This is a genomic window from Brevibacillus brevis, from assembly GCF_001039275.2.
GTDB classification, from domain to species: Bacteria; Bacillota; Bacilli; order Brevibacillales; family Brevibacillaceae; genus Brevibacillus; species Brevibacillus brevis_C.
Genome location: NZ_CP030117.1, coordinates 2,066,447 through 2,089,106 on the forward strand (window position 1 = coordinate 2,066,447; position 22,660 = coordinate 2,089,106).

At 48.0% G+C, this 22,660-nt stretch carries 21 protein-coding genes; 17 read left to right on the plus strand and 4 right to left on the minus strand.

The window, feature by feature from the left end; genetic code table 11:
• Window positions 1–2: 2 nt before the first annotated feature.
• The 7 genes from AB432_RS10490 to leuS all read left to right on the plus strand — a co-directional run bounded on the left by AB432_RS10490 (window position 3) and on the right by leuS (window position 6,234).
• Window positions 3–854, plus strand: coding sequence for a shikimate dehydrogenase (locus AB432_RS10490; RefSeq protein WP_048032235.1), 852 nt, complete (start codon window positions 3–5; stop codon window positions 852–854).
• Between the two features lie 29 nt (window positions 855–883).
• Window positions 884–1,174, plus strand: coding sequence for a ribosome assembly RNA-binding protein YhbY (yhbY, locus tag AB432_RS10495; RefSeq protein WP_007727776.1), 291 nt, complete (start codon window positions 884–886; stop codon window positions 1,172–1,174).
• 14 nt (window positions 1,175–1,188) lie between these two features.
• Entirely contained in the window at window positions 1,189–1,782 is a 594-nt protein-coding gene (locus AB432_RS10500) for a nicotinate-nucleotide adenylyltransferase (RefSeq protein WP_048032236.1), read from the plus strand.
• Window positions 1,766–2,356 carry a bis(5'-nucleosyl)-tetraphosphatase (symmetrical) YqeK gene (yqeK, locus tag AB432_RS10505; protein ID WP_048032237.1) on the plus strand — a complete coding sequence of 197 codons (591 nt, stop codon included), beginning with the start codon at window positions 1,766–1,768 and terminating at the stop codon, window positions 2,354–2,356. The genes AB432_RS10500 and yqeK overlap by 17 nt, the downstream gene beginning before the upstream one ends.
• Complete coding sequence (gene rsfS / locus AB432_RS10510; RefSeq protein WP_047072622.1) at window positions 2,356–2,712, plus strand: ribosome silencing factor; 357 nt, start codon at window positions 2,356–2,358, stop codon at window positions 2,710–2,712. The genes yqeK and rsfS overlap by 1 nt, the downstream gene beginning before the upstream one ends.
• 6 nt (window positions 2,713–2,718) lie before the next feature.
• Window positions 2,719–3,468: a class I SAM-dependent DNA methyltransferase gene (locus AB432_RS10515; protein ID WP_048032238.1), complete on the plus strand. Its 750-nt coding sequence runs from the start codon at window positions 2,719–2,721 to the stop codon at window positions 3,466–3,468.
• A 348-nt stretch (window positions 3,469–3,816) separates the two neighbouring features.
• Window positions 3,817–6,234, plus strand: a complete 2,418-nt coding sequence (gene leuS / locus AB432_RS10520) for a leucine--tRNA ligase (protein ID WP_048032239.1) — start codon at window positions 3,817–3,819, stop codon at window positions 6,232–6,234.
• A 92-nt stretch (window positions 6,235–6,326) separates the two neighbouring features.
• Here the strand turns inward: leuS and comER are convergent, their stop codons facing one another.
• The 3 genes from comER to asnB all read right to left on the minus strand — a co-directional run bounded on the left by comER (window position 6,327) and on the right by asnB (window position 9,989).
• Entirely contained in the window at window positions 6,327–7,160 is an 834-nt protein-coding gene (gene comER / locus AB432_RS10525) for a late competence protein ComER (protein WP_048032240.1), read from the minus strand.
• A gap of 74 nt (window positions 7,161–7,234) precedes the next feature.
• Window positions 7,235–7,945 (minus strand): helix-hairpin-helix domain-containing protein, encoded by a 711-nt coding sequence (locus AB432_RS31400; RefSeq protein WP_048032241.1) that lies wholly within the window; start codon window positions 7,943–7,945, stop codon window positions 7,235–7,237.
• 118 nt (window positions 7,946–8,063) lie between these two features.
• Window positions 8,064–9,989, minus strand: coding sequence for an asparagine synthase (glutamine-hydrolyzing) (gene asnB / locus AB432_RS10535; RefSeq protein WP_048032242.1), 1,926 nt, complete (start codon window positions 9,987–9,989; stop codon window positions 8,064–8,066).
• A 204-nt stretch (window positions 9,990–10,193) separates the two neighbouring features.
• Between asnB and AB432_RS10540 the strand changes: the two genes are divergently transcribed.
• From AB432_RS10540 to holA, 4 genes are all read left to right on the plus strand, one after another.
• Window positions 10,194–12,596, plus strand: a complete 2,403-nt coding sequence (locus AB432_RS10540; protein ID WP_048032243.1) for a DNA internalization-related competence protein ComEC/Rec2 — start codon at window positions 10,194–10,196, stop codon at window positions 12,594–12,596.
• Between the two features lie 53 nt (window positions 12,597–12,649).
• Window positions 12,650–13,195 carry an RNA polymerase sigma factor gene (locus AB432_RS10545; RefSeq protein ID WP_012685711.1) on the plus strand — a complete coding sequence of 182 codons (546 nt, stop codon included), beginning with the start codon at window positions 12,650–12,652 and terminating at the stop codon, window positions 13,193–13,195.
• A complete protein-coding gene (locus tag AB432_RS10550; protein WP_048032244.1) occupies window positions 13,195–14,058 on the plus strand; it encodes an anti-sigma factor family protein in 864 nt (287 codons plus the stop codon). The genes AB432_RS10545 and AB432_RS10550 overlap by 1 nt, the downstream gene beginning before the upstream one ends.
• A gap of 241 nt (window positions 14,059–14,299) precedes the next feature.
• Window positions 14,300–15,337 (plus strand): DNA polymerase III subunit delta, encoded by a 1,038-nt coding sequence (holA, locus tag AB432_RS10555; RefSeq protein WP_048032245.1) that lies wholly within the window; start codon window positions 14,300–14,302, stop codon window positions 15,335–15,337.
• A 63-nt stretch (window positions 15,338–15,400) separates the two neighbouring features.
• Here holA and rpsT read toward each other — a convergent pair whose 3' ends face one another.
• Complete coding sequence (rpsT, locus tag AB432_RS10560) at window positions 15,401–15,676, minus strand: 30S ribosomal protein S20 (protein ID WP_012685714.1); 276 nt, start codon at window positions 15,674–15,676, stop codon at window positions 15,401–15,403.
• 177 nt (window positions 15,677–15,853) lie between these two features.
• Here rpsT and gpr point away from each other — a divergent pair, with 177 nt between their 5' ends.
• From gpr to AB432_RS10590, 6 genes are all read left to right on the plus strand, one after another.
• Window positions 15,854–16,954 carry a GPR endopeptidase gene (gene gpr, locus AB432_RS10565; protein ID WP_048032246.1) on the plus strand — a complete coding sequence of 367 codons (1,101 nt, stop codon included), beginning with the start codon at window positions 15,854–15,856 and terminating at the stop codon, window positions 16,952–16,954.
• Window positions 16,955–17,094: 140 nt separating this feature from the next.
• Window positions 17,095–18,273, plus strand: a complete 1,179-nt coding sequence (spoIIP, locus tag AB432_RS10570; RefSeq protein WP_048032247.1) for a stage II sporulation protein P — start codon at window positions 17,095–17,097, stop codon at window positions 18,271–18,273.
• Window positions 18,274–18,278: 5 nt separating this feature from the next.
• A complete protein-coding gene (locus AB432_RS10575; RefSeq protein ID WP_007727739.1) occupies window positions 18,279–18,587 on the plus strand; it encodes a YqxA family protein in 309 nt (102 codons plus the stop codon).
• Between the two features lie 313 nt (window positions 18,588–18,900).
• Window positions 18,901–19,869 (plus strand): ABC transporter ATP-binding protein, encoded by a 969-nt coding sequence (locus AB432_RS10580; protein WP_017247685.1) that lies wholly within the window; start codon window positions 18,901–18,903, stop codon window positions 19,867–19,869.
• Window positions 19,870–19,887: 18 nt separating this feature from the next.
• The gene (locus AB432_RS10585) at window positions 19,888–20,859 is read left to right on the plus strand and encodes an ABC transporter ATP-binding protein (protein ID WP_048032248.1); all 972 of its coding nucleotides are present in this window, start codon (window positions 19,888–19,890) and stop codon (window positions 20,857–20,859) included.
• A gap of 112 nt (window positions 20,860–20,971) precedes the next feature.
• Window positions 20,972–22,627 (plus strand): ABC transporter substrate-binding protein, encoded by a 1,656-nt coding sequence (locus tag AB432_RS10590; RefSeq protein ID WP_048032249.1) that lies wholly within the window; start codon window positions 20,972–20,974, stop codon window positions 22,625–22,627.
• The last annotated feature ends 33 nt before the right edge of the window (window positions 22,628–22,660 follow it).

Below are 22,660 nucleotides of genomic sequence, written 5' to 3' on the forward strand. Positions count from 1 at the left end.
CCATGATTACAAGCAAAACACAACTGGTTGGCCTGTTTGGACATCCAGTTTCCCACTCGCAATCACCGATGATGCACAATACAGCTTTTTCAGAGACCGGGTTGGGGTTTGCCTATGCTGCGTTCGATGTTGAACCGGAAAATCTGGAAGATGCCGTCGCAGGTATTCGCGCCTTAGGCTTGAAAGGGATTAACGTCACGATCCCCCACAAAGTCGCTATCATGCCGATGCTGGATGAAATCGATCCGCTTGCCAAACGAATCGGGGCTGTCAATACCGTCGTTTCTCGTGATGGACGCTTGATTGGCTACAACACAGATGGCATGGGCTATGTTCGTTCGCTTGTGGAAGAGACGGGAATCGTTCTTGAAAAGCAAGTGGTCACCATGGTAGGGGCTGGAGGCGCTGCTCGTGCAGTGGCGTTTACCTTGGCTGAACAAGGAGTCAAGGAAATTCGCATCATCAATCGTTCCCGGGAAAGAGCCGCAGTATTGGCTGAGCATGTCGGGACGATTGTACCTACGAAAATCGTAGAACAGGGCGAAGGGGCAGATGCTATCACAGATTCTTCGCTGTTGATTAATACGACATCGATCGGAATGCTGCCAAACGTACAGGAGACACCTGTGCCAGCAGAGTGGCTTCATTCTGATTTAACCGTTAGCGATCTGATTTATAACCCGCTCGAAACGCGTCTGCTCAAAGAAGCGCGTGCCATTGGTGCTACTGTTCATTCCGGAATCGGCATGTTCGTGAATCAAGGTGCACTGGCTTTCGAGCTGTGGACGGGCGAACGAGCACCAACTGGGGTTATGCGTGAGGTCGTCTTGCAACAATTAAAGAAAACAACCTGATAGGCAGGATGTAAAAGGAGGCATTGCCGATGTTGACCGGCAAGCAAAAGCGCTTTTTGCGCGCAGAAGCACATCATCTCACCCCCATTTTCCAAGTAGGAAAAGGCGGCGTAAACGAAAACATGATTACGCAGATCAAAGAAGCGTTGGAAGTACGTGAATTGATCAAGGTAGCGATTTTGCAAAACAATAATGACGATAAACATCAAGTGGCAGAAGATCTGGCAGCAGGTGCTGGAGCAGAGCTTGTGCAGTTGATTGGCCATACGGTTGTCTTGTACAAAGAGTCCCGGGAGAACAAGACGATCAAGCTGCCATAATTGACCTGCATGCGATGAGACAGCCAATCAAGCAAGTAGGGATCATGGGAGGAACGTTTGACCCGATTCATTGCGGGCACTTGCTGGCGGCTGAACAAGCCAGAGAGCAAGCGGGTCTGGATGAAGTCTGGTTTATGCCTACACATGTTCCACCGCATAAAAAGAGAGAGAGTCTGACGCTGGCGCAACATCGCTTGCAAATGGTTCAGCTCGCCGTGTCTGATCACGAGGTGTTTCGTGCAACAGATGTGGAGTTCGCAAGAGAAGGTCCATCGTACACCTATGATACGATGGTTCAGCTCATCAGGCAGTTCCCGGATTGCCGGTTTTCCTTTATCATGGGAGGAGATATGGTAAAAATCTTGCCCAAATGGTACCAGTACCAAGAGCTGATTCATATGGTACGCTTTATAGGTCTAGCGAGGCCGGGAACCGAACTGGACCTGAAATCGAGCGAGGACGTCACATTTGTGGAGATGCCTGTTTGGGACATTTCCTCCACGATGATTCGCGAGAAGGCAGCTGCCAGGAAAAGCATCCGTTATCTTGTACCTGATGCCGTGGAGCGCTATATAAAGGAGAACCGAATCTATGAGACTTTTGGATAATCGGGAAGAGCTTCTCGTTCGCGTACGGCAACAAATGCATGAAAAACGCTACAATCACACGCTCGGGGTGGCTGCGTCGGCTCGCGAGCTGGCAGAGAGGTTCGGGGCTGATCCTGACAAAGCCGAGCTTGCTGGACTGTTGCACGATTACTGTAAGTGCTGGCCTGTGGAAAAAATGTTCGAGATTCTCGTTCGTCACGATATGCCTACAGAACTTTTGGAAGGGGAAAAAGAGCTGTGGCACGCCTTTGCAGCAGCCATTGTGATCCAGACTGACCTTGATGTAACGGATGCAGATATTTTACAAGCTGTTCGCTACCATACAACGGGTCGGGCTGGCATGTCCCTGTTAGAAAAAGTCGTCTGTGTGGCAGACTATATAGAACCAAACCGGGTTTACCCTGGTGTCGATTTTATTCGCGCCAAAGCCATGCATGATTTGGATGCCGCCCTGGCACTCGCCTTGGGAGGTACAATTCAATTTTTGATAGAGAAGCAAAAGACGGTTTTTCCGCTGACATTGACGGCATATAACGATTTGGTTTCCCGCAAAGGGAGAGAAGGAGGGTTTTAATGGTTAAAACAGTAGAAGATTTGGCCCAGTTGGTTGTGAAGGCGGCAGAGGACAAGAAAGCAGAGAACTTGAAGGTGCTCGATATTAAAAAGCTGTCCGTGATCGCAGACTATTTCATGATTTGCCACGGAAACAACGAGCGTCAAGTACAGGCAATTGTTCGCGAAATCCGTGACCAAGCCCACAAAAACGGCTTTGACGTCCGCGGTATCGAGGGAGCGGATGAAGGTCGCTGGGTACTGGTTGATCTGGGCGATATCGTCATTCACGTTTTCCATCGCGAAGATCGCGAGTTTTACAACCTGGAGCGCCTGTGGAAGGACGCAGAGGAAGTTTCCTTCAGCGCGCAAGGGTAAGGACAGATGGCATACGCACATATGGCCGCTGTATATGACAGGCTGATGGCGGATACTCCTTATGACCTGTGGCTCGATTGGGTTGAGCGTCAATGGACAAAGGGAGAGAAGCCTGTGCGGGTCATTGATCTTGGCTGTGGGACTGGTACGATTGCGATCCCACTCGCCAAGCGGGGATACCGTGTTACTGGAGTGGATCTCTCAACAGAAATGCTTGCAATCGCCTATGACAAAATGAGGCAGGAACAAGTAGAAGTAGTGTGGGTGGAGCAGGATATGCGGGAGCTGTCCTTGCCCGAAGCCGATGCGGTCATCTCTTTGTGTGATTCCTTGAGCTATCTTACAGAGGAAGCGGATGTGCAGGAAACGTTCAAGCGCGTTTTCGCTCATCTCGCCCCTGGTGGGAGTTTTCTGTTTGATGTGCACAGTCCGTACAAGATGCTGCACATCTTCGGAGACGAGACGTTCACACATGTAGAAGATGAAGTTTCGTACATTTGGCAATGTTTTTGCGACCCGCTGCGACTGGAGGTAGAGCATCAGCTAACGTTTTTCATTCGTCAGCCAAACGGATTGTACGAGCGGATGGAAGAAGAGCATTGGCAACGGGCTTACCAGCCTGTCCAACTGATGCGCTGGCTGACAGATGCTGGCTTCACAGACATTGTCATCACCGCTGATTACTCGGATATGCCGCCACAAGAAGCGAGTGAGCGCCTATTTTTTTCAGCCCGCAAGCCGAAAAGTTTGACATGATTGGTTCGGATTGACTATAATGGCGTTATAACTACAGATTTCGACGCGTTTAAGAGGAATAGTAGGAATAGGATTCGAGCATTCACAGAGAGTTGACGGATGGTGCAAGTCAACCCGGATCTATCTGAACTCACCTCCCAGCACTTGCCCCCAAGGTCATTTAAGCAATGACTGTGTAAGGGTGAGCGGCTAATCCCCGATACGGATGAAACAAGTGGGTGAATGCTTGTCATTTGCCAATCTGGGTGGTACCGCGGGAATGTAAACAACCTCTCGTCCCTTTCGCAATAGCGATCTGGGATGTGAGGTTTTTTGTTTTCACCTATTTTAAGATGGGAGTGCTTTACCATGGTATTCAGTCATCAAAATGTCGAAAAGAAGTGGCAGCAATATTGGGAGCAGAACAAGACCTTCAAAACCTCCGAGGATGAAGGTAAGAAAAAGTTTTATGCACTCGACATGTTCCCGTATCCATCTGGAGCTGGCCTACACGTAGGACATCCGGAAGGTTATACGGCTACTGATATATTATCCCGCATGAAGCGGATGCAAGGTTACAACGTTCTCCACCCAATGGGTTGGGATGCGTTTGGTTTGCCAGCGGAGCAATACGCGCTCGATACAGGAAACGATCCGGCAGAATTCACCGAGCACAATATCAACACCTTCCGCCGCCAAATTAAGTCACTCGGATTTTCCTACGATTGGGATCGTGAAATCAATACGACCGATCAGAATTACTACAAGTGGACACAATGGATTTTTACGAAGCTGTATGAGCACGGTTTGGCTTACATTGACGAGGTAGCTGTAAACTGGTGCCCTGCTTTGGGAACAGTTTTGGCGAACGAAGAAGTTATTGACGGAAAAAGTGAGCGCGGCGGACACCCAGTAGAACGCCGCCCAATGAAGCAATGGGTCTTGAAAATTACTGCGTATGCGGAAAGACTGATCGCTGACCTGGATGAACTGGATTGGCCAGAGAGCATCAAGGAAATGCAACGCAATTGGATCGGTCGTTCTGAAGGGGCAGAAGTAACCTTTGGTATCGAAGGTCATGACGAATCCTTTACCGTCTTTACGACTCGTCCAGACACGCTCTACGGAGCAACTTATGCTGTGCTGGCTCCTGAGCACAAGCTGGTTGAGCAAATTACTGTACCAGCTCAAAAAGAAGCAGTGGAAGCATACCTGGATCAAGCAAAGCGCAAGAGCGATCTGGAGCGTACCGATCTGGCGAAAGAAAAGACAGGAGTATTTACCGGAGCGTATGCAATCAACCCGGTTAACGGCGAGCGTCTGCCAATCTGGATTGCGGATTACGTGCTGATCAGCTACGGAACAGGCTCCATTATGGCGGTTCCAGCTCACGATGAACGCGACTATGAGTTCGCGAAAACATTCGATCTGCCAATCAAGCAAGTAATCGCTGGCGGAGATATCTCCAAAGAAGCGTATGCAGGCGACGGAGAGCACATCAACTCCGGCATGCTCGATGGTTTGAACAAAGAAGAGGCTATCAGCAAAATGATCGAGTGGCTGGAAGCGGAAGGCAAAGGAAATCGCAAAGTAACGTACCGTCTGCGCGACTGGCTGTTTAGCCGTCAACGCTACTGGGGTGAACCAATTCCGATTCTCCATCTGGAAGACGGCACGATGAAAGTCGTTCCAGAATCCGAACTGCCAATCGTATTGCCGAAAACAAAAGAAATCAAACCATCCGGTACAGGTGAATCGCCATTGGCAAACATCGCGGAGTGGGTAAACACTATCGATCCGGAAACAGGTATGAAAGCACGTCGTGAGACCAACACGATGCCACAATGGGCGGGTAGCTGCTGGTACTTCCTGCGCTTCATCGATCCACACAATGACAAGGCATTGGCTGATCCAGACAAACTGAAAGAATGGCTGCCTATCGACATTTACATTGGTGGTGCAGAGCATGCGGTGCTGCACTTGCTCTACTCTCGTTTCTGGCACAAGTTCCTGTACGATATCGGTGTCGTACCAACCAAGGAACCATTCCAAAAGCTGTTTAACCAAGGAATGATTCTGGGTGAAAACAACGAGAAAATGAGTAAGTCCAAAGGCAACGTCGTAAACCCAGACGATATCATCAACAGTCATGGTGCCGATACACTGCGTATGTACGAAATGTTTATGGGACCACTGGATGCTTCGATCGCTTGGTCGACAAAAGGCTTGGATGGCGCACGCCGCTTCCTGGATCGCGTATATCGTCTGTTTGTGGGCGACAACGGTGAGCTGAACGAAAAAATCGTGGATACCTCCAACGTGGCTGGCATGGAGCGCGTGTACCACCAAACGGTGAAAAAAGTAACAGAAGACTATGAGGGCCTGCGTTTCAATACAGGTATCTCTCAGTTGATGGTATTCGTAAACGAAGCGTACAAAGCAGAAGTTCTGCCGAAGAAATTCATGGAGGACTTTGTAAAAATGCTGTCTCCAATCGCTCCGCACTTGGGTGAAGAGCTGTGGGAAAAACTGGGTCACAGAGAGAGCCTGGCATATGCAGCATGGCCAACGTATGACGAAGCGAAGCTGGTTGAAGACGAGGTAGAAATCGTCCTGCAAATTAACGGCAAAAACAAAGAAAAGCTGCTCATCGCTTCTGATTCGACGAAAGAACAGATGGAAGAGATGGCGAAGAACAACGAGATGATTAAAGAGCTGATCGAAGGAAAAACGATCGTCAAAGTCATCGCTGTTCCAGGTAAACTGGTGAATATTGTCATTCGTTAAGAAAAGACGGCAAGAAATGAGAAGAGGAGTGGAGCCTGTGAGTGACAGGTATCCACTCCTTTTTTCGTAAGTCAACGCATCTTCGTCTTGCGCTAATGCGGCTGATTGCTCAAATTTCGTGCAACCAGTTCCTGGTCCTCGGCAAACTTTGCTTGTGTGCGACGAAATACTTGGGCGAAAAGACCGGGAATACCGTCTTGCAAAGGAATCAGACCTTCCCCGGTAATTCCTCCGGGCACGCAGACTCTCTTTTGCAGAGTAGGGAGGGTGAATGCTTCTTCGCGTAAAAGATCTGCCATTCCAATTAACATTTGCGTGGTCATGTAAGTAGCAGCTTCTGTGGAAATGCTTGTTTCTTCAACAGCTTCTTGAATCATTTGCTGCAAAATATAGCTGATAAATGCTGGCCCACAACTGACAATGTCAGAAGTAATTCGTAAAAAAGGCTCCGAAATCTCAACAGGGGAGCTAATGTGCGCAAACAGACTTCGTATAAATTGACGTTGTTCCTCTTGGATTCGTGATCCGAATTCACATAAGCTGACACCACTCATTACGGCATTTGTTATAGAAGGAACGACTCTTGCAACCGCACAAGGAACGTGAGACTCCAAATCCGCAAGCTTGATCGGACTGGTGATCGTAATCAACAGGTGGTCTGGCGTTAAGGCAGGAGTAATTTGTTCCAGCATCACGCTATATTCCAGCGGCTTGACGCACAGCACGATCGTTGTAGCTTCTTTGACCAAATCGGCATTGCTGTGCGCGACAATGAGCCCGGGATGTTTTTCTGCCAGTTGCTGCGCCTTCGAAAGGGTTCTGTTGCTAATAATGACATGACCAGGGGTCAGCGCCTTGGCTGACAGCAATGATTCAATCAAGATACTGCCCATGCTGCCCGTACCAATGAACCCGATTCTATTCATGGGCATACCTCCCTCCAATATTCTTTTCTCATTCTATGTAGGAGTGCCTATGATCATGACCGGATGCTGAACACTCATGGTACCACCAGTCGATCCTTTATCCGTGCAAACATCTTCTCGCCAATTCCCTCAATCTGTTTCAAGTCATCCGCAGAACGAAATGGCCCTTGTTTTGACCGATAATCTATGATTGCCTTGGCACGAGCTTCACCAATCCCGGGAAGGCTCATGAGCTCTTCGACAGTTGCCGTGTTGAGATTAATGGCTGTGGAGGCACCAGTGGTGGATACGCTAGCAGCAGAAGCAGATTGTACGAGGCCAATGGTTGCGGTGACTGGCGGGGCTGCCCCTTTAGCCGGGATGACAAGAGCAGCTCCATCTGTGAGCGGCGCTGCCAAATTGATCTGGACAAGGTCAGCATCAGGCAGTGCTCCGCCTGCTTTTTCGAGGGCATTTGCGACACGCGCACCTGGTTCGAATTGATATAAACCGGGATTTTTCACTTGCCCTTTCACATCGACATAAAGAGGAGCGGGGAGTGGTTCCTTTTCTTTATCCTTTTCCGGTGTCGCTTTTACAGGCTTGGCAGGTTGAGTAGCTGCTGAATCATCTGTCCCTTCTTTTGTTTCAACATTCGATGCAGCATATGCAGGAGAATGCAACGGTAGTTCGTCAGTCTTATACGATTGGTCACGTTGATATAACCAATAGCTACAACCGACAAACAGAAGAGCCGCAGTCAGCAAGATGTAACGACGATAACGCTCCCACCATTCCAGCACCATAACAAAAAACCCTCCGTCCTTTACATAGCAAAACGTTCATAGAGTGAACTTGTTCTCTATAAACGATGCTACGAAAAGTAAGAGAGGGTCTGCAAATCTATTTATTACGTTTTCGCTGTTAGCCGATATGCTGCAACGAATTTTTTTTGCGGCGAAGGTCTACATTCGGGCTGACATAAGGCTCAAAATTGTGCTTTTGCTCAATGAAGATTTGATGCCACAGCATGAAGACCAGGATCGTCCAGATTTTGCGACTGTAATCCGCATTGCCTTCGCGGTGTTCATCGAGCATGTACAGCACATAGGCCTTATTGATCAAATTATCCACCTTGGATTCGAAAATGATCTCTTTTGCCCATTTGTAAAATTCGTTTTTGAGCCAATGACGAGTCGGAACAGGGAAGCCCAGCTTCTTTCTCGTTTGGATCTCAGGTGGTAAGAAGTCTTTCATTGCTTCACGAAGCACGTGCTTGGTCGTGCCGTTGGCAATTTTGTACTTCGTTGGAATGGTAGCGGCGAATTCAAATACCTTCAGATCAATGAAAGGCACTCGCAACTCCAAAGAATTGGCCATCGTCATCTTGTCAGCCTTCATTAAAATGTTACCTCTGAGCCAAGTGTGAATGTCCAAGTATTGCATCTTGGTCACATCGTCATATTCGGAAGCGCGTTTGTAAATCTCTTCTGTAATGGTGAAAGGAGATACATACGATTCCGAACGAGTTATATCTTCCATGACGACACGCTTTTTCATCTCTTCACTGAAAATCAGTGCGTTTCCGAAGAAGCGTTGCTCAACCGTTTTCGATCCGCGGATGAGGAAGTTTTTCCCTTTTACCTGATCGGGGAGGCGTTCAGCCATGTATCCGATGGATTGGCGCATCCAGCCAGGCATCCCGGAAAACATTTTGAGAGAATGAGGCTCTCTGTAAATATTGTATCCGCCAAAAAATTCATCTGCACCTTCACCGGACAATACGACGGTTACATGCTCACTCGCCATCTGTGCTACAAAATAGAGCAGGATGGCAGATGGGTCTGCTACCGGTTCGTCCTGATGCCAGATCAGTCGCGGCAATTCATCCATGTACTGCTTGGCGTTTATTACGCGCTCGAAATGCTCTGATCCCAAATACGCGGCGGTTCGCTTCGCATAATCGAGCTCGCTGTAACCAGGAATATCCGAGCCGACAGAAAAAGATTTGACTGGCTCGAATGTACGCAGCATCCCAACGATACTGCTAGAATCAACGCCACTGGACAAGAAGGCTCCACGTGAAACTTCACTAATCCGGTGTTTGTCGACAGATTCGAGCATGACACTGCGTGTACCCTCAACAAAATAAGAGAACGGCTTGCTTTCATCGGGCTTGAATTCTACATCCCAGTACCTTTCGAGCTTGATCTGGTCGTTTTCAACCACGAACGAGTGTGCAGGCGGTATACGGTAAATACCAGCAAACATCGTTTCAGGATCAGGTACATATTGGAACGTCAAATAGTGATAAAAAGCGGTTGGATTCACTTCACGCTTGAATCCTGGCAGCTCCAGCAAGCTTTTAATCTCGCTGGCAACCCCGATCGAATCATTCGTCTCGACATAGTAGAGAGGCTTGATTCCAAAATGGTCGCGTGCCCCAAACAGACGTTTTTTACGGGAGTCGTAGATCGTAAAGCCAAACATCCCGCGCAAATGCTTAGGTGCATCTGTTCCTACCTCTTCATAAAGGTGTAGGATGGTTTCAATATCAGAATCGGTATGGAAAACGTGACCGATGTCCTTTAACCATTGCTGTAACTCTTTGTAATTGTAGATTTCACCGTTACCAATAATCCAGATGTCACGTGTTTCGTTAAACAGCGGTTGATGCCCGCCTTCCACGTCAATGATGCTTAAACGACGAAAGCCCAGGGCGATGTTGTCTTCAAGGTGAAAACCATCGTCATCTGGACCACGGTGCAGGATGACACCCGTCATTGCACTAATCGCTTCTTGTTGAACAGGCTTTTGCCGCTTGTTATAGAGTGATACGATTCCGCACATAAGAAATGACTCTTCCTCTCACTGGATTGCTCCTGCTAACTCTATCATGTATCGACAATCAGCGCAATCTCTTATGAGTGCCAGTAATTGACCTCGAAAACGCTGATTCTACAAGGGAATTAGCCTTTCTTCTTCTCTATTTTTGTCCCCATTCGGTTAGATATACTCCCTAAGGAGACCATGAATCGTTCGACAAAACGGTTCATGAAAGAACAAGATGGGGGGATTGCAGTGTCAGTTTGGATAGCAAGCTTAGTGATGATGATCGGCCTCATTTCCTCCGCCTATTTGCATCCTGCTTGGCTACTGTTGGCTGCAGGCGTATCATGGGCACTCGTTGCTTGTATCCCGTTACCGTATCGCAAATATGTTGCATGCTACTCACTGATTACTATTCTAGCAGGTCTCTTTTTTTATGGGTACGAGAATCTCCACACCTCAGAAGTGAAACCATTGGCACAAAAGGAGCAGAGGATTTGGATAGAAGGTGTCATTGATTCACCTGTGAAACGGGACGGGGATGTAGCGCGATTTTTTGTCACGATCACATCCTGGGGTGAAAATCAGTCTGATCAGAACGAGCATCAGTCTCTCGAAAAAATTGCGCTTCGTGTTAAGCTTGGTTCTTTCCAAGAAGCATCACAAATAGAGCAGTGGAGACGTGGTAGTGTGATCGTGGCTCCGATCCAACTATCCTTACCAGCTTCTGCGCGCAATCCTCATGCCTTCGACTACGCCAGCTATTTGTATTGGCAAGGTGTCCATGTCACAGGGGAAACAAACTATCAAGCGGTTGATATGACACCTGTTTTTTCTGTGACGGCGAGCTTTCAAGAATGGCAGGACTCAGGTGCCAAGCGAATTGAAGCATTATTTACAGATCCAGAAATAGCGGGTTACATGAAGTCGCTGCTGCTTGGTCTTGGACAAGAGGTGAATCCTGAGCTTGCGTCCATGTATTCGAATTTGGGCTTAAGTCATATCCTCGCGATTTCTGGTTTGCATGTGACAATGGTTAGCTCCATGTTTATGTGGTGTTTGGAACGGATTGGAATCAGACGCAGACTGGCGTTTGTCGTAACGATTTTGTTCTTGATCGGGTATGTGCTTCTGGTGGGAGCCAGCGCGTCCGCGATCCGATCTGGGCTGATGGGGAGTGTAGGTCTTCTCTGTCAAGTATTTGGAAAGAGGCTGGACGGCAAGGACGTCTGGGCAGGTGCACTGATTCTGATGCTGGTGGTGAATCCATATCAGCTATGGCATGTCGGTTTTCAGCTTTCCTTTGCGGTGACACTTGGTCTGATTATTTTTGTGCCATACAGCTTGCAAGTGTTTGTTCGGGTACCCGTCTGGATTCGTACACTTGTGGCGGTTACTTTGTCAGCTCAGCTCGTTTCTTTTCTGTTTCTCATCTACCATTTTCATTTGTTTTCACCTGTGTCTTGGCTGGTCAATTTGGTAGTGACGCCGATTCTCTCGGCTATAGCACTACCGTTCGGGTATATTGCGGTTGTCCTCGATTTCGTCCACCCGTTTTTGGCCGTGATCCCTGTTTGGGTATCGACGGCTATGCTGAAATGGATTCATCTCCCGCTGTTTGCCATTGAAAAAATGAGGCTCCCCTTCACATATTGGCCGCATCCTTCGTGGTGGTGGCTTGTTTTGTATACCTGCTTTTTAGGTGTTCTGCCCATTTTATGGAAGCTTGGCTATCATCGAAAGCGTGATATAATGCTTACTTTCGTTATATTTCTCTTGTTCATTGTAGCGGCTAGACAGCCGTTTTCAGGAGTCGAAGAAGTGCGAATTACCTTCCTTGATGTCGGACAAGGGGATTCCATCGTTGTCGAAATTGGTGATCAGAAGGTATACTTAATGGATGCAGGTGGGACAATGCAGTTCCCTGCTGCTGAACCATGGATGGAAAAGCGTGATCCATTTGAGGTGGGGAAAGACGTCGTTCTGCCGTTTCTGATGTCCAGAGGAATTGAGAAAATCGATCGTGTTATCATGACGCATGGCGATCTGGATCACATCGGGGGATTAAAATCGCTGATTTCTCATTTTTCTTTTGGAGAGGTATTGGTGAATGGAACAGCACCTTCCAAATTGGAGGGCGAGATTGTCCAGCTTTTTCGACAAGAAGGAGTTCCGATACTAACCGGGCTCCCGGGTCAATCATGGTCAGATGGGCCGGGAATCGAGTGGAAGTGGCTGCACCCGGGTGAATCGACCTTCTCAGGAAATGATGCTTCCGTAGTACTCCAGCTAACGGCTTTCAACAAGACTGTATTGTTTACGGGTGACATTGAAAAGGATGGGGAAGGTCAGCTTGTTCAAAACGGTTTGACATCTGTGGATGTTTTGAAAGTAGCCCATCATGGGAGCAATACCTCGAGCAACGAAGAGCTCCTTGCAGTTACAGCACCAAAAGTTGCTGTAATCTCTGCCGGGGTGAAAAATCGGTACGGGCATCCATCGTCCGAAGTACTGCATCGCTTAAAAAAATCGGGTTCCGTCGTGTACAGGACTGATGTTCATGGAGCGATTACGCTGGTGATTACACCTGCGGGATTATATTGGCAGGCCCAAATATTGGATACATAATCTGTTTGCAACTTTTTCAATGAGCGAACCGTCTGTAGGGGGGAGAAGAGAATATGCATGAAGCAGAGTTGATCAGGATGGCGCAATCCGGGGATCATGACGCGCTAGTCGAACTGCTTCGATCTATTGAGACCTCCGTTTACCGAAGCGCTTATTACATTCTAGGGAACGAACAAGACGCGCTTGATGCCTCCCAGGAAGTCCTCATTCGAATTTATCGAAAGTTGGATACCTATCAGGAAAAAGCAAAGTTCTCTACCTGGGTACAACGCATTGTCAGCAACGTCTGTATGGATAAATTTCGCGCGAAGAAGGAAACGGTCTCAATTGACGAGCACGAGTTGATCATTCCTGATCGTAACAACGTAGAAGAAGAAATCCTTCTCACCGGGCTGTCGAATGACATCCAGGAAGCCATCGGAAGATTGCCAAAGCAATACCGGATGGTTGTAGTACTCCGCTATCTAGAGGATTTGTCCTATCAAGAAATAGCGGAGGCACTAGATTTGCCGCTTAACACGGTAAAGTCGTATTTATTTCGGGCTAGGCAACAGTTACAGGAGCTGTTGTACGACTACCAGAAAGGGGGGATCGGTTGATGACCAACGAAGAGATTTTTGAACTCATGCAGCGGGATCTGGATGGAGATCTGTTGGAGTCAGAGCAGCAACTGCTCCAGCGTTTGATCCAGAAAGATGCTGATCTGCAGCTTATGTACAACCGTTTGAAAGATGTGTCACAACAATTAGAACATCTGCCCCCTGTCGTACCTCCGTTCAGCATCGTAGATTCTATCCTGCCCAAGCTGGAGTCAGCCGCTGCAAAGCCTGCTGCGGTGAAATCTACGGTGAACGAGGAAATCCTGCCCACTCTGGAAGTTAAGCGCGAGTCGTCTTCACTGCCGGAATCAAAAAAGTGGAAGCGGATGAAAGTGTGGATGGCTAGTCTTGGCAGTACGGCCGTCGCTGCAAGCTTATTGGTTGGCATGCTGTTTTCGGGCGGTGATGGCAAGAAGCATGAAGTCGATTCGTTCCAGAACGGAACGGATATGACACCAGCGGTCGTGGAACCACCCAAAGTCCTTGGGCCAGATGCACCTACTCCTCCAAGCAATAATCCAATACCATCGAATTCTAAAGAGGAAGAGGACAAGACAAAAAAGTCTACTGGATCGGCTACACAGACGAAGAGTAAAAAACCACCGGCAAAGAACGTTCAAAAGCAAACACCGCCACCGAAGAAAACGAATACGACGCCACCACAAAAGAAGCCAGTACCTCCAACGCCAGTATATACAGATGATAAGCCACCGGTATGGCCGATCGGACTGGAAGAGAATCCGGACAGAGAAGACAAAGAACCTGCTAATGACGATAAGGACGACGGCGGGGACAAGCAAGAGGAGAAAGACAAGGGAAAAAATAAAGATAAGAAAAAAGATAAAGATAATGACAACGACTAACTTTTTTCCGCGTATGGACTGGCACCGCTTGCGGGGATTTTGCGTATAGTACATTATCAAGCACCCCCTGCTTACCGTTTGGGGAGGAGGAATCCCGGGGCTTTTCCCTAAACGTTTACATAGAGGTGCCAACGGATGAAAAAACCGCTACCGATTCACTGGTGGCGGTTTTTTTTCGCTTTGCTCTGTTCAACATGTGCTATAATAACGCAGGTAAGAAGAAGGAAAGGGGAGAAAAGGTATGCCACTCCTATCGGCTATTCGCGAAATACGGCAAAAACAATTCTCGCCGATCTACGTTTTATATGGTCCGGAGTCTTTTCTGGCCGAAGATTTTTTGGCGTTGGCTCGTAAAGAAATGGTTGATCCAGAATTTATGGATTTGAATATGAGTGTGTATGATTGTACCGAAACAGGATTGAGTGAAATTCTGCAAGATGCGGAAACCTTGCCGTTTATGGGTGAGCATCGATTGGTGATTGCCAGACAAGCCTACTTTTTAACAGGAAGCAAGCCTTCGACTAAGGTAGAAAGCGACCCGGATGCTCTGCTCGATTATTTGCAAAATCCGCCCCCCTACACCACACTTATTTTACATACAGAAGCCGACAAGCTCGATGAACGAAAAAAGCTGGTCAAAACGCTGCAGCAAAAGGCGAAAGTGATCCCTTTTCCGTTGTTAAAAGACGGAGATTTATATGGCTGGGTAGAGCGGCAAGCAGGTAAATACGAGGCGAAAATCGATCGTCAGCAAGCCATGAAGCTTGTGGAGCGAGTGGGAGCCGAGTTGCGCCTTCTGAACAAGGAAATCGAAAAGATGGCCCTGTTTGTCGGGGTGGGTGAAAGCATCACGGATGACGTCATTGAGCTGCTTGGAGCGCGTACGCTAGAGCAGGATGTATTCGCGTTGATTGAACAGGTCGCTTCGGGGAGATTGGACAAGGCACTCAGGATGATGTATGACTGCATGAAAACAGGAGAGGAGCCGATCAAGCTGCTGGCTCTCTTGGCGAGGCAGTTCCGCATGCTGTTGCATGTCAAGCAATTGGCTCCGCGCGGTTATTCGCAGCAACAGATGGCAGGCATGATTAAAATGCATCCCTACGCGGTGAAAAAAGCAATGGAGCAAGCGCGTCATTTTTCTGAGGAGTCGTTGAAAAAACTGCTGGGCATTTTGGCGGAAGAAGATTTTCGGATGAAGTCAGGGCAAGTGGACAAGCGTCTCGCCCTCGAATTATTCATTGCACGTGCACATGACGAACGAACAAAACGGTCGTGACGTTTTTTTACAGTAAAAAACCCCTAGAACACGATGTTCACGGGGTTTTTTGTGCTTGGTCTCTTACGCTACAGGAGCGCTCAGAACGTTAAGCTTTTTCATCAAACGAGACTTTTGACGGTTTGCTGCGTTTTTATGAATGAGACCTTTCGAAGCGGCCTTGTCCAGCTTTTTCACAGCCACCAGAAGAGTAGATTTCGCCAATGCTACATCGGAAGCAGCGACAGCTTTCTCAAAGTTCTTGATGGAAGTACGCAGATCAGACTTTTGAGAAGCACGGTGTGCGCGACGCTTTTCGATTGTTTTGGTGCGTTTAATCGCGGATTTAATGTTTGGCATGTGTGTCACCTCCTTAATACGACCATAGACATACAGTCATACAACAAAGTAATTCTAGCATGGGGCGAACCCATTTGCAAGAAAGGATTCGGAATAAAAATGAAGGATTCAAGCAAGCTAGTAGCAGGAACAAAATGGTCAGTACTTTTTTCACTTCGGATCAAAGGAGCTGATAACATGGCACATAACATTGATTTATCTGGTTATTCCATTCGTACGGATTTGGCCTTGGAGGCTCATGAGCTTGCCCAGCAGCAAAACCAGAGTGATATTGGGGGCGTTTGGCTGCAAGCTGACGACAGCGAGCCCAATGTGAAAGTAACGAGATTACATGTGGAAACAGAGGAAGCGGGGAAGGAAATCGGCAAGCTCCCGGGGCATTACCTCACGATTGAAGTGCCAAAGCTGCGGGATAATGATACATCGATTGAGGAGCAGGTAGCCAAACGATTTTCCGTCGAATTTGCGATGTTTCTCAAACAACTGGGAATCACAGAGGACAAAAAGGCTCTCGTCGTTGGTCTCGGCAACTGGAATGTGACCCCGGATGCGCTTGGACCGATGGTTGTAGAAAATTTGTTGATTACACGCCATCTGTATACTCTAGCGCCTGAAACCGTCGGGGAAGGGTATCGGGAAGTCAGTGCGCTATCACCGGGTGTCCTTGGGATTACGGGGATAGAAACAAGTGAGATCATTTTTGGTGTCGTAGAAAAAAGCAAACCCGATTTTGTCATCTGTATTGATGCTCTTGCGTCACGCGCTCTGCATCGGGTCAACACGACGATTCAAATATCGGATACAGGGATTCATCCCGGATCAGGGGTCGGAAACAAGCGGAAAGCGATTGATCAGGCGACACTTGGTGTGCCTGTGATTGCTATAGGAGTGCCTACGGTCGTTTTTGCCTCCACGATTGTAAATGATGCGATTACGTACTTGCTAGGGCATTTTGGACAATCGATGGTGGAGAGCAAGCGGGCGTTTAACAAACTGGCATTGAGTACGCTGCCGGAGCGTAAGGAACCGTATACGGAAGAGGATTTGCCTGACTTGGAATCCCGCAAGACATTCATGGGATTGGTAGGTTCACTGCCAGAAGAAGAGAAACGGCAATTGATTCATGAGGTCCTCCGACCGCTGGGACAGGATCTGGTTGTCACTCCAAAAGAAATTGATGATTTTATTGAAGGCGTGGCGAATGTGATCGCAACAGGTCTGAATCGCGCCTTGCACAGTGCCGTAAATGAAGACAATAGCGGATCATATACCCACTAAGTCACGAAAAGCTAGAGTGAGAGAGAAAAGCTAGAAAAGGGTTCTATCGTCTCTATGAGCCTCATAAGCTAAAGCATAGACAAGCGCGAGGGGAAGTTCTCCCTACGTGCAACCATGCTACAGCTAGAGGAGTGAGACAGATGGCGACCCTCATTCAACGCCAATTCGTTGTTCTTTCCTTTATAACTGCCTTCCTGTTTGTCATGACAGGAGTGCTTTCGCTCGGCGGGAACCGAATCGCAATTTCTTCCTCCGCCATTCAACAGGCCGCTTCTCATATTTCCAGTCTGGCGATTTTGGGGTGGATGGGGCAGGAGATTCCTGTTTTGTCCGAAACGGTGCAAGCACAGGCTGATGATCGCACGAATAGCGTAACGGGTTTTCTCTTTCGCTTGGCAACCAATATACAGCCGGGAGACTTGCGTAGCTTGCTAGGCAGGGAGCTCCCTGGGATGGTAACGACAGAGGATGCCAGGTTTGTCGTACAGGGAAAAGGAGCTTCTCTCGCAGATTTTTATTTGGAATATCCCGCCCATCCGAGACAGGTAGCGGATCAATCGCAAGTAGTTCCGATCGTAGAGCCAAAGCCGGAGGATACCACGAAGTCAGGCGAAACAAAGCCAGCTCCTGTCCCCAATTCAATCACGGACGGCAAAAAAATCGTTTACGTCTACAACTCGCACAATCGGGAATCGTGGTTTAGTGAGACGAAGCCGGTGGGAACCTCCGTCGATCATCCTACGAGAAATATATCGTTAATCAGCAAGCATTTATCAGAAGCGTTGAATGACAGAGGAATTGGTTCGGATGTGAGCACCGACGACATCTATCAGCAGCTGTTGAACAAAAAAATGCATTACTCCTTCTCCTACGCGGAATCTTTGCAAGTAGTCAAATCCGCAACGGAGAAAAACAAGGAACTGTACTACTTTTTCGATCTGCATCGAGACACGGCGCCACGAGAGCGCACGACGGTCACGATCAAAGGAAAAACGTATGGAAGAGTATTGTTCGTCATCGGAAAAAGAAACAAAAGCTACGAAAAAAATGAGGCGTTTGCAACAGAGCTTCATGAGTTGATGGAAAAAATGTACCCAGAGCTTTCACGTGGCGTGATGGAAAAAGGCGCAAAAACGGATCATGGCGAGTATAATCAGTCCCTCTCCCCGGGAAGTCTGTTAATAGAAATAGGTGGTACGGAAAACAGCGTGCAGGAAAGCAAGAATACGGCAGAAGCATTGGCTGATGTTTTCGCAGCCTATTATCAGCAAGCTGAAAAAGTAGGCAAAACAGTTTCTGACGAGCCTGCAAAGAGGTGACGGGCATGAACGTGACGATGAAGCTGACTGGACTGTTAATCATCTTGCTGGTCGGGGTAGTTCTGGGATTGCAAACGGCTGAGCGTGGAATATCCAAGGTGAGTGGAGTGCCTGAGGGGCAGGCTCAAACCTTTTCCATCAAAAAAGTGGATCAAGGGCAAGTGGAGATCGCGGTTATGGGCAAGCAAGTTCAAACTGCCAACCCGAAGGAAATGGTCAACTACGTCAGTCGGATTGGTTTGACTTTAGGTGGAAGCATTAAAAGTGGGGCGCAGAGTTTTGTCGATTGGGTTGGGAGTTTTTTTGAACCGTGAAAATGGTTTATGCGCAAAAAGAAGGGGTGCAGAAAGCCCCAGTGACAAAAGACCCGTACAGGCGGGTCTTTTGCATGTGACCACAGTTGCTTCATTCGATCTGCTCAAACAGTGCAAGTGAGGCTACATCAACAATGAAAGGGCTATCATAAAATTCTTGTAGATAATTTTCAAACGAGAGTGAAATATTCTTTTTAATCAGTAAAGAGATAATAGTTTGAATTTATTGTGTTGCGAAAAAATTGAATAAATGTCATAATGTCTACTGAAAGGTCTATTTTGGAAGTATATATCGGTGAGAGAGGTGAGCCACGTGTCACATCCTGTCCTACAAATCGAAAACCTGCAAACGCACTTTTTCACGGACCGCGGCCAAATCCCTGCCGTTGATGGCGTGACGATCACGGTACAAAAAGGAGAAGTAGTCGGTATCGTAGGCGAATCCGGCTGTGGAAAGAGCGTTACCTCCCTTTCCGTTATGAAGCTAGTACCCAATCCCCCAGGGAGAATCGTGGGAGGTTCGATTAAATTCAAGGGGGAGGACCTCGTATCTGTCGACGAAAAGCGTATGAGAGACATCCGCGGGAATGAAATTGCGATGATCTTTCAGGAGCCGATGACGTCATTAAATCCGGTGTTTACGATTGGAGACCAGATAGGAGAATCAGTCCGATTACATACGAAGGCGAGCAAAAAGGACGCAAGAGCACGTGCCATTGAGATGTTGAAAAAAGTCGGAATTCCTCGAGCGGAAGCCATCGTTGATGAATACCCGCACCAGCTTTCCGGGGGCATGCGACAGCGCGTCATGATTGCGATGGCAATGGCTTGTAATCCGGAGCTTTTGATTGCAGACGAGCCTACTACAGCGCTCGACGTGACGATTCAAGCGCAGATTTTGGACCTGATGCGTCAACTAAACCGGGAAGCAGACACAGCCATTCTCCTCATTACCCACGATCTTGGGGTCGTTGCGGAAATGTGTCACCGCGTCGTGGTGATGTACGCAGGAAACGTGATTGAACAAGGCGATGTTCGTACGATCTTAAAAAATCCAAAGCATCCTTATACGATCGGCTTGTTGAATTCGTTGCCCAAGCTCGAAGGATCACAGGAGCGTCTCTATTCGATTCCAGGCAACGTCCCGATTCCGGGTTCGCTTACTGTCGGATGCCGCTTTGCACCTAGATGCGATAAAGTATCAGACCGATGCCGCAGTGAGATGCCAGAATTAAAAGTGGTAGGGGACAATCACCTTTCCCGCTGCTGGCTGACCGAATAACCCGAGAGGAGCATGCAGGTGGCTGAAGATCTTCTGATCGTAAAAAATTTGAAAAAATACTACCCAATCACAGGCGGTGTTCTTGGAGGGGAAGTAGGCGTAGTAAAGGCGGTAGATGATGTTTCGTTTACCGTTAAAAGTGGAGAAACTTTGGGGCTGGTAGGTGAGAGCGGCTGTGGAAAGTCCACGACGGGACGTTCCTTGCTGCGACTGATTGAACCGACCTCCGGTGAAATCAACTTTGACGGTACAGATGTCATGTCGCTTTCCACAGATGCGATGAGAAAGATGCGACGTGACATGCAAATTGTCTTTCAGGACCCGTTTGCTTCACTTAACCCTAGACATAATATTGAAAAAATTTTGGAAGAGCCTTTGATTGTACATGGTTTGGGTTCTTCGGCAGAGCGAAAAAAGCGTGTGCAGGAAATGCTGGAGATCGTTGGTCTGAGCAGCTATCACGCGAGCCGCTATCCGCATCAATTTAGCGGAGGACAGAGGCAGCGGATCGGCATTGCGAGAGCGCTGATGCTCAAGCCCAAACTGATCGTTGCGGATGAGCCTGTGTCTGCACTGGACGTATCCATTCAGTCGCAGGTGCTCAATCTCATGCAGGATTTGCAACGCGAATTCGGCCTTACATACTTGTTCATTGCCCACGATTTGAGTGTCGTGCGTCATATCAGTGATCGGGTAGGCGTGATGTACCTTGGCCGAATTGTCGAGCTGACGACAAGTAGCCAATTGTATTCCAATCCGCTCCATCCGTACACGAAAGCGCTATTGTCGGCGGTACCTTCACCAGACCCTGATGCGGTACGTGAAAGAGTTATCCTCCAGGGAGATGTGCCGAGCCCTGCAAAACCTCCAAGTGGCTGTACATTCCATACGAGGTGTCCCCATGTAACAGAGGAGTGTCGTACTGTGCGTCCAGAATTTGCGGACACAGGCGACGGTCACTTTGTTGCTTGTCACTTATACAAGTCCTAATCGACAAAAGGGAGTCTTGTAAAGGGGGGATGCAAAGCAGGAGGTATTGTATCGACCGACCATCTACCAAAAAGGAACATGCGACCATTATTAGAAAAAGGGGGATGTTTTCATGAAGAAGAGAGTTCTCTCCGCAACCATGACCAGCCTAGTAGCGCTGGCCATGCTGATTGCTGGATGCTCTAGCACGTCAACAACACAAGCGCCGGCAGAACAACCAAAGACAGAAACTCCGGCACCTGCTACTGAGCCTGCAAAAACTGGACCGAAGCAATTAATCGTTGGTCGCGGTGCAGACACAAAAGGGCTTGACCCAATCACGCAAACAGATGGTGAGACATTTAAGGTAACAGAGAACATTATGGATACATTGATTGGCTTCGCGGATGGCTCAACAGAGCTCGCTCCATCGCTGGCTGAGAAATGGGAAGTAACTCCTGATGGTCTCGTTTATACGCTGAAACTGAGATCAGGCGTAAAGTTTCACGATGGAACGGATTTCAATGCAGAGGCGGTCAAATACAACTTTGAGCGCTGGAGCGACAAGAGCCATCCACAACATTCACCAGAGGGCTTCGAGTATTACATCAGCCAATTCGGTGGATACAAGGGTGACGCGAATCACGTCATCAAATCCGTGGAAGCAGTCGATCCAACCACTGTAAAATTCACCTTGACTCGCCCATTGGCTCCATTCCTTGCCAACCTGGCAATGTCTCCTTTCGCGATTGGTTCGCCTGAGGCATTGAAAAAAGATGTTAAGAAATTCAATGAGCATCCAATCGGTACAGGGCCTTTCAAATTCGTAGAGTGGAAGCGTAATGACACGATCACGCTCGAGAAAAACCCTGATTACTGGAGCCCAGGATATCCGAAGCTGGATAAATTGGTGTTCAAGGTTATTCCGGAAAACACGGCACGTCTGACTGCTTTGGCTTCTGGTGAGATCGACTTGATGGATGGTCTGAACACAGATGATATCCCGGCAGTAAAAGACAACAAAGACCTGCAACTCTTCCTGCGCCCTACTAATAACATTGGATACATCGGCTTTAACGTAGAGAAGAAGCCACTCGACAATCCAAAAGTTCGTGAAGCCATTGCTTATGCAATTAACAAACCTGAAATCGTAACAGCCTTCTTCGATGGAGTTGGAGAACCAGCAGTCAATCCAATGCCAAAAACCATGTGGGGACATAACAACGATATTAAAGATCGTGAGTTTAACCTCGATAAAGCAAAACAATTGCTGGCGGAAGCAGGACATCCAAACGGCTTTAAAATCAAGTTCTGGGCAATGCCAGTTCCACGTCCGTACATGCCAGAAGGTGTGAAGATTGCAGAAGCAATCCAGCAAGACCTGAAGAAAATCGGGGTTGATGCTGAGATCGTGACGATGGAATGGGCAACGTATTTGGAAAAGACTCGTTTGGGTGAGCAAGAAATGTTTATGCTTGGTTGGACAGGTGACAATGGCGACCCTGACAACTTCCTGGCCGTCTTGCTCGACAAAAACAGCATTGGTAGCAACAACTATACACGCTGGGCAAACGACGAAGCTTCTCAATTGATGATGAAGGCTCAGTCCACTCCAGACCAAGCAGAGCGCGAAAAACTGTACAAACAAGTACAAGAGATCATCTTCAAAGATGTGCCAATGGTTCCGCTGGCACACTCTACACCAGCATTGGCAGGAAAAGCGAATATCGTAGACTACAACCCGCATCCAAAAGGATCTGAAAGTTTGGAAAAGGTAGATTTCAAGTAAGCTGATTCATAGTAATTGGGTAAGAGGAGTGCA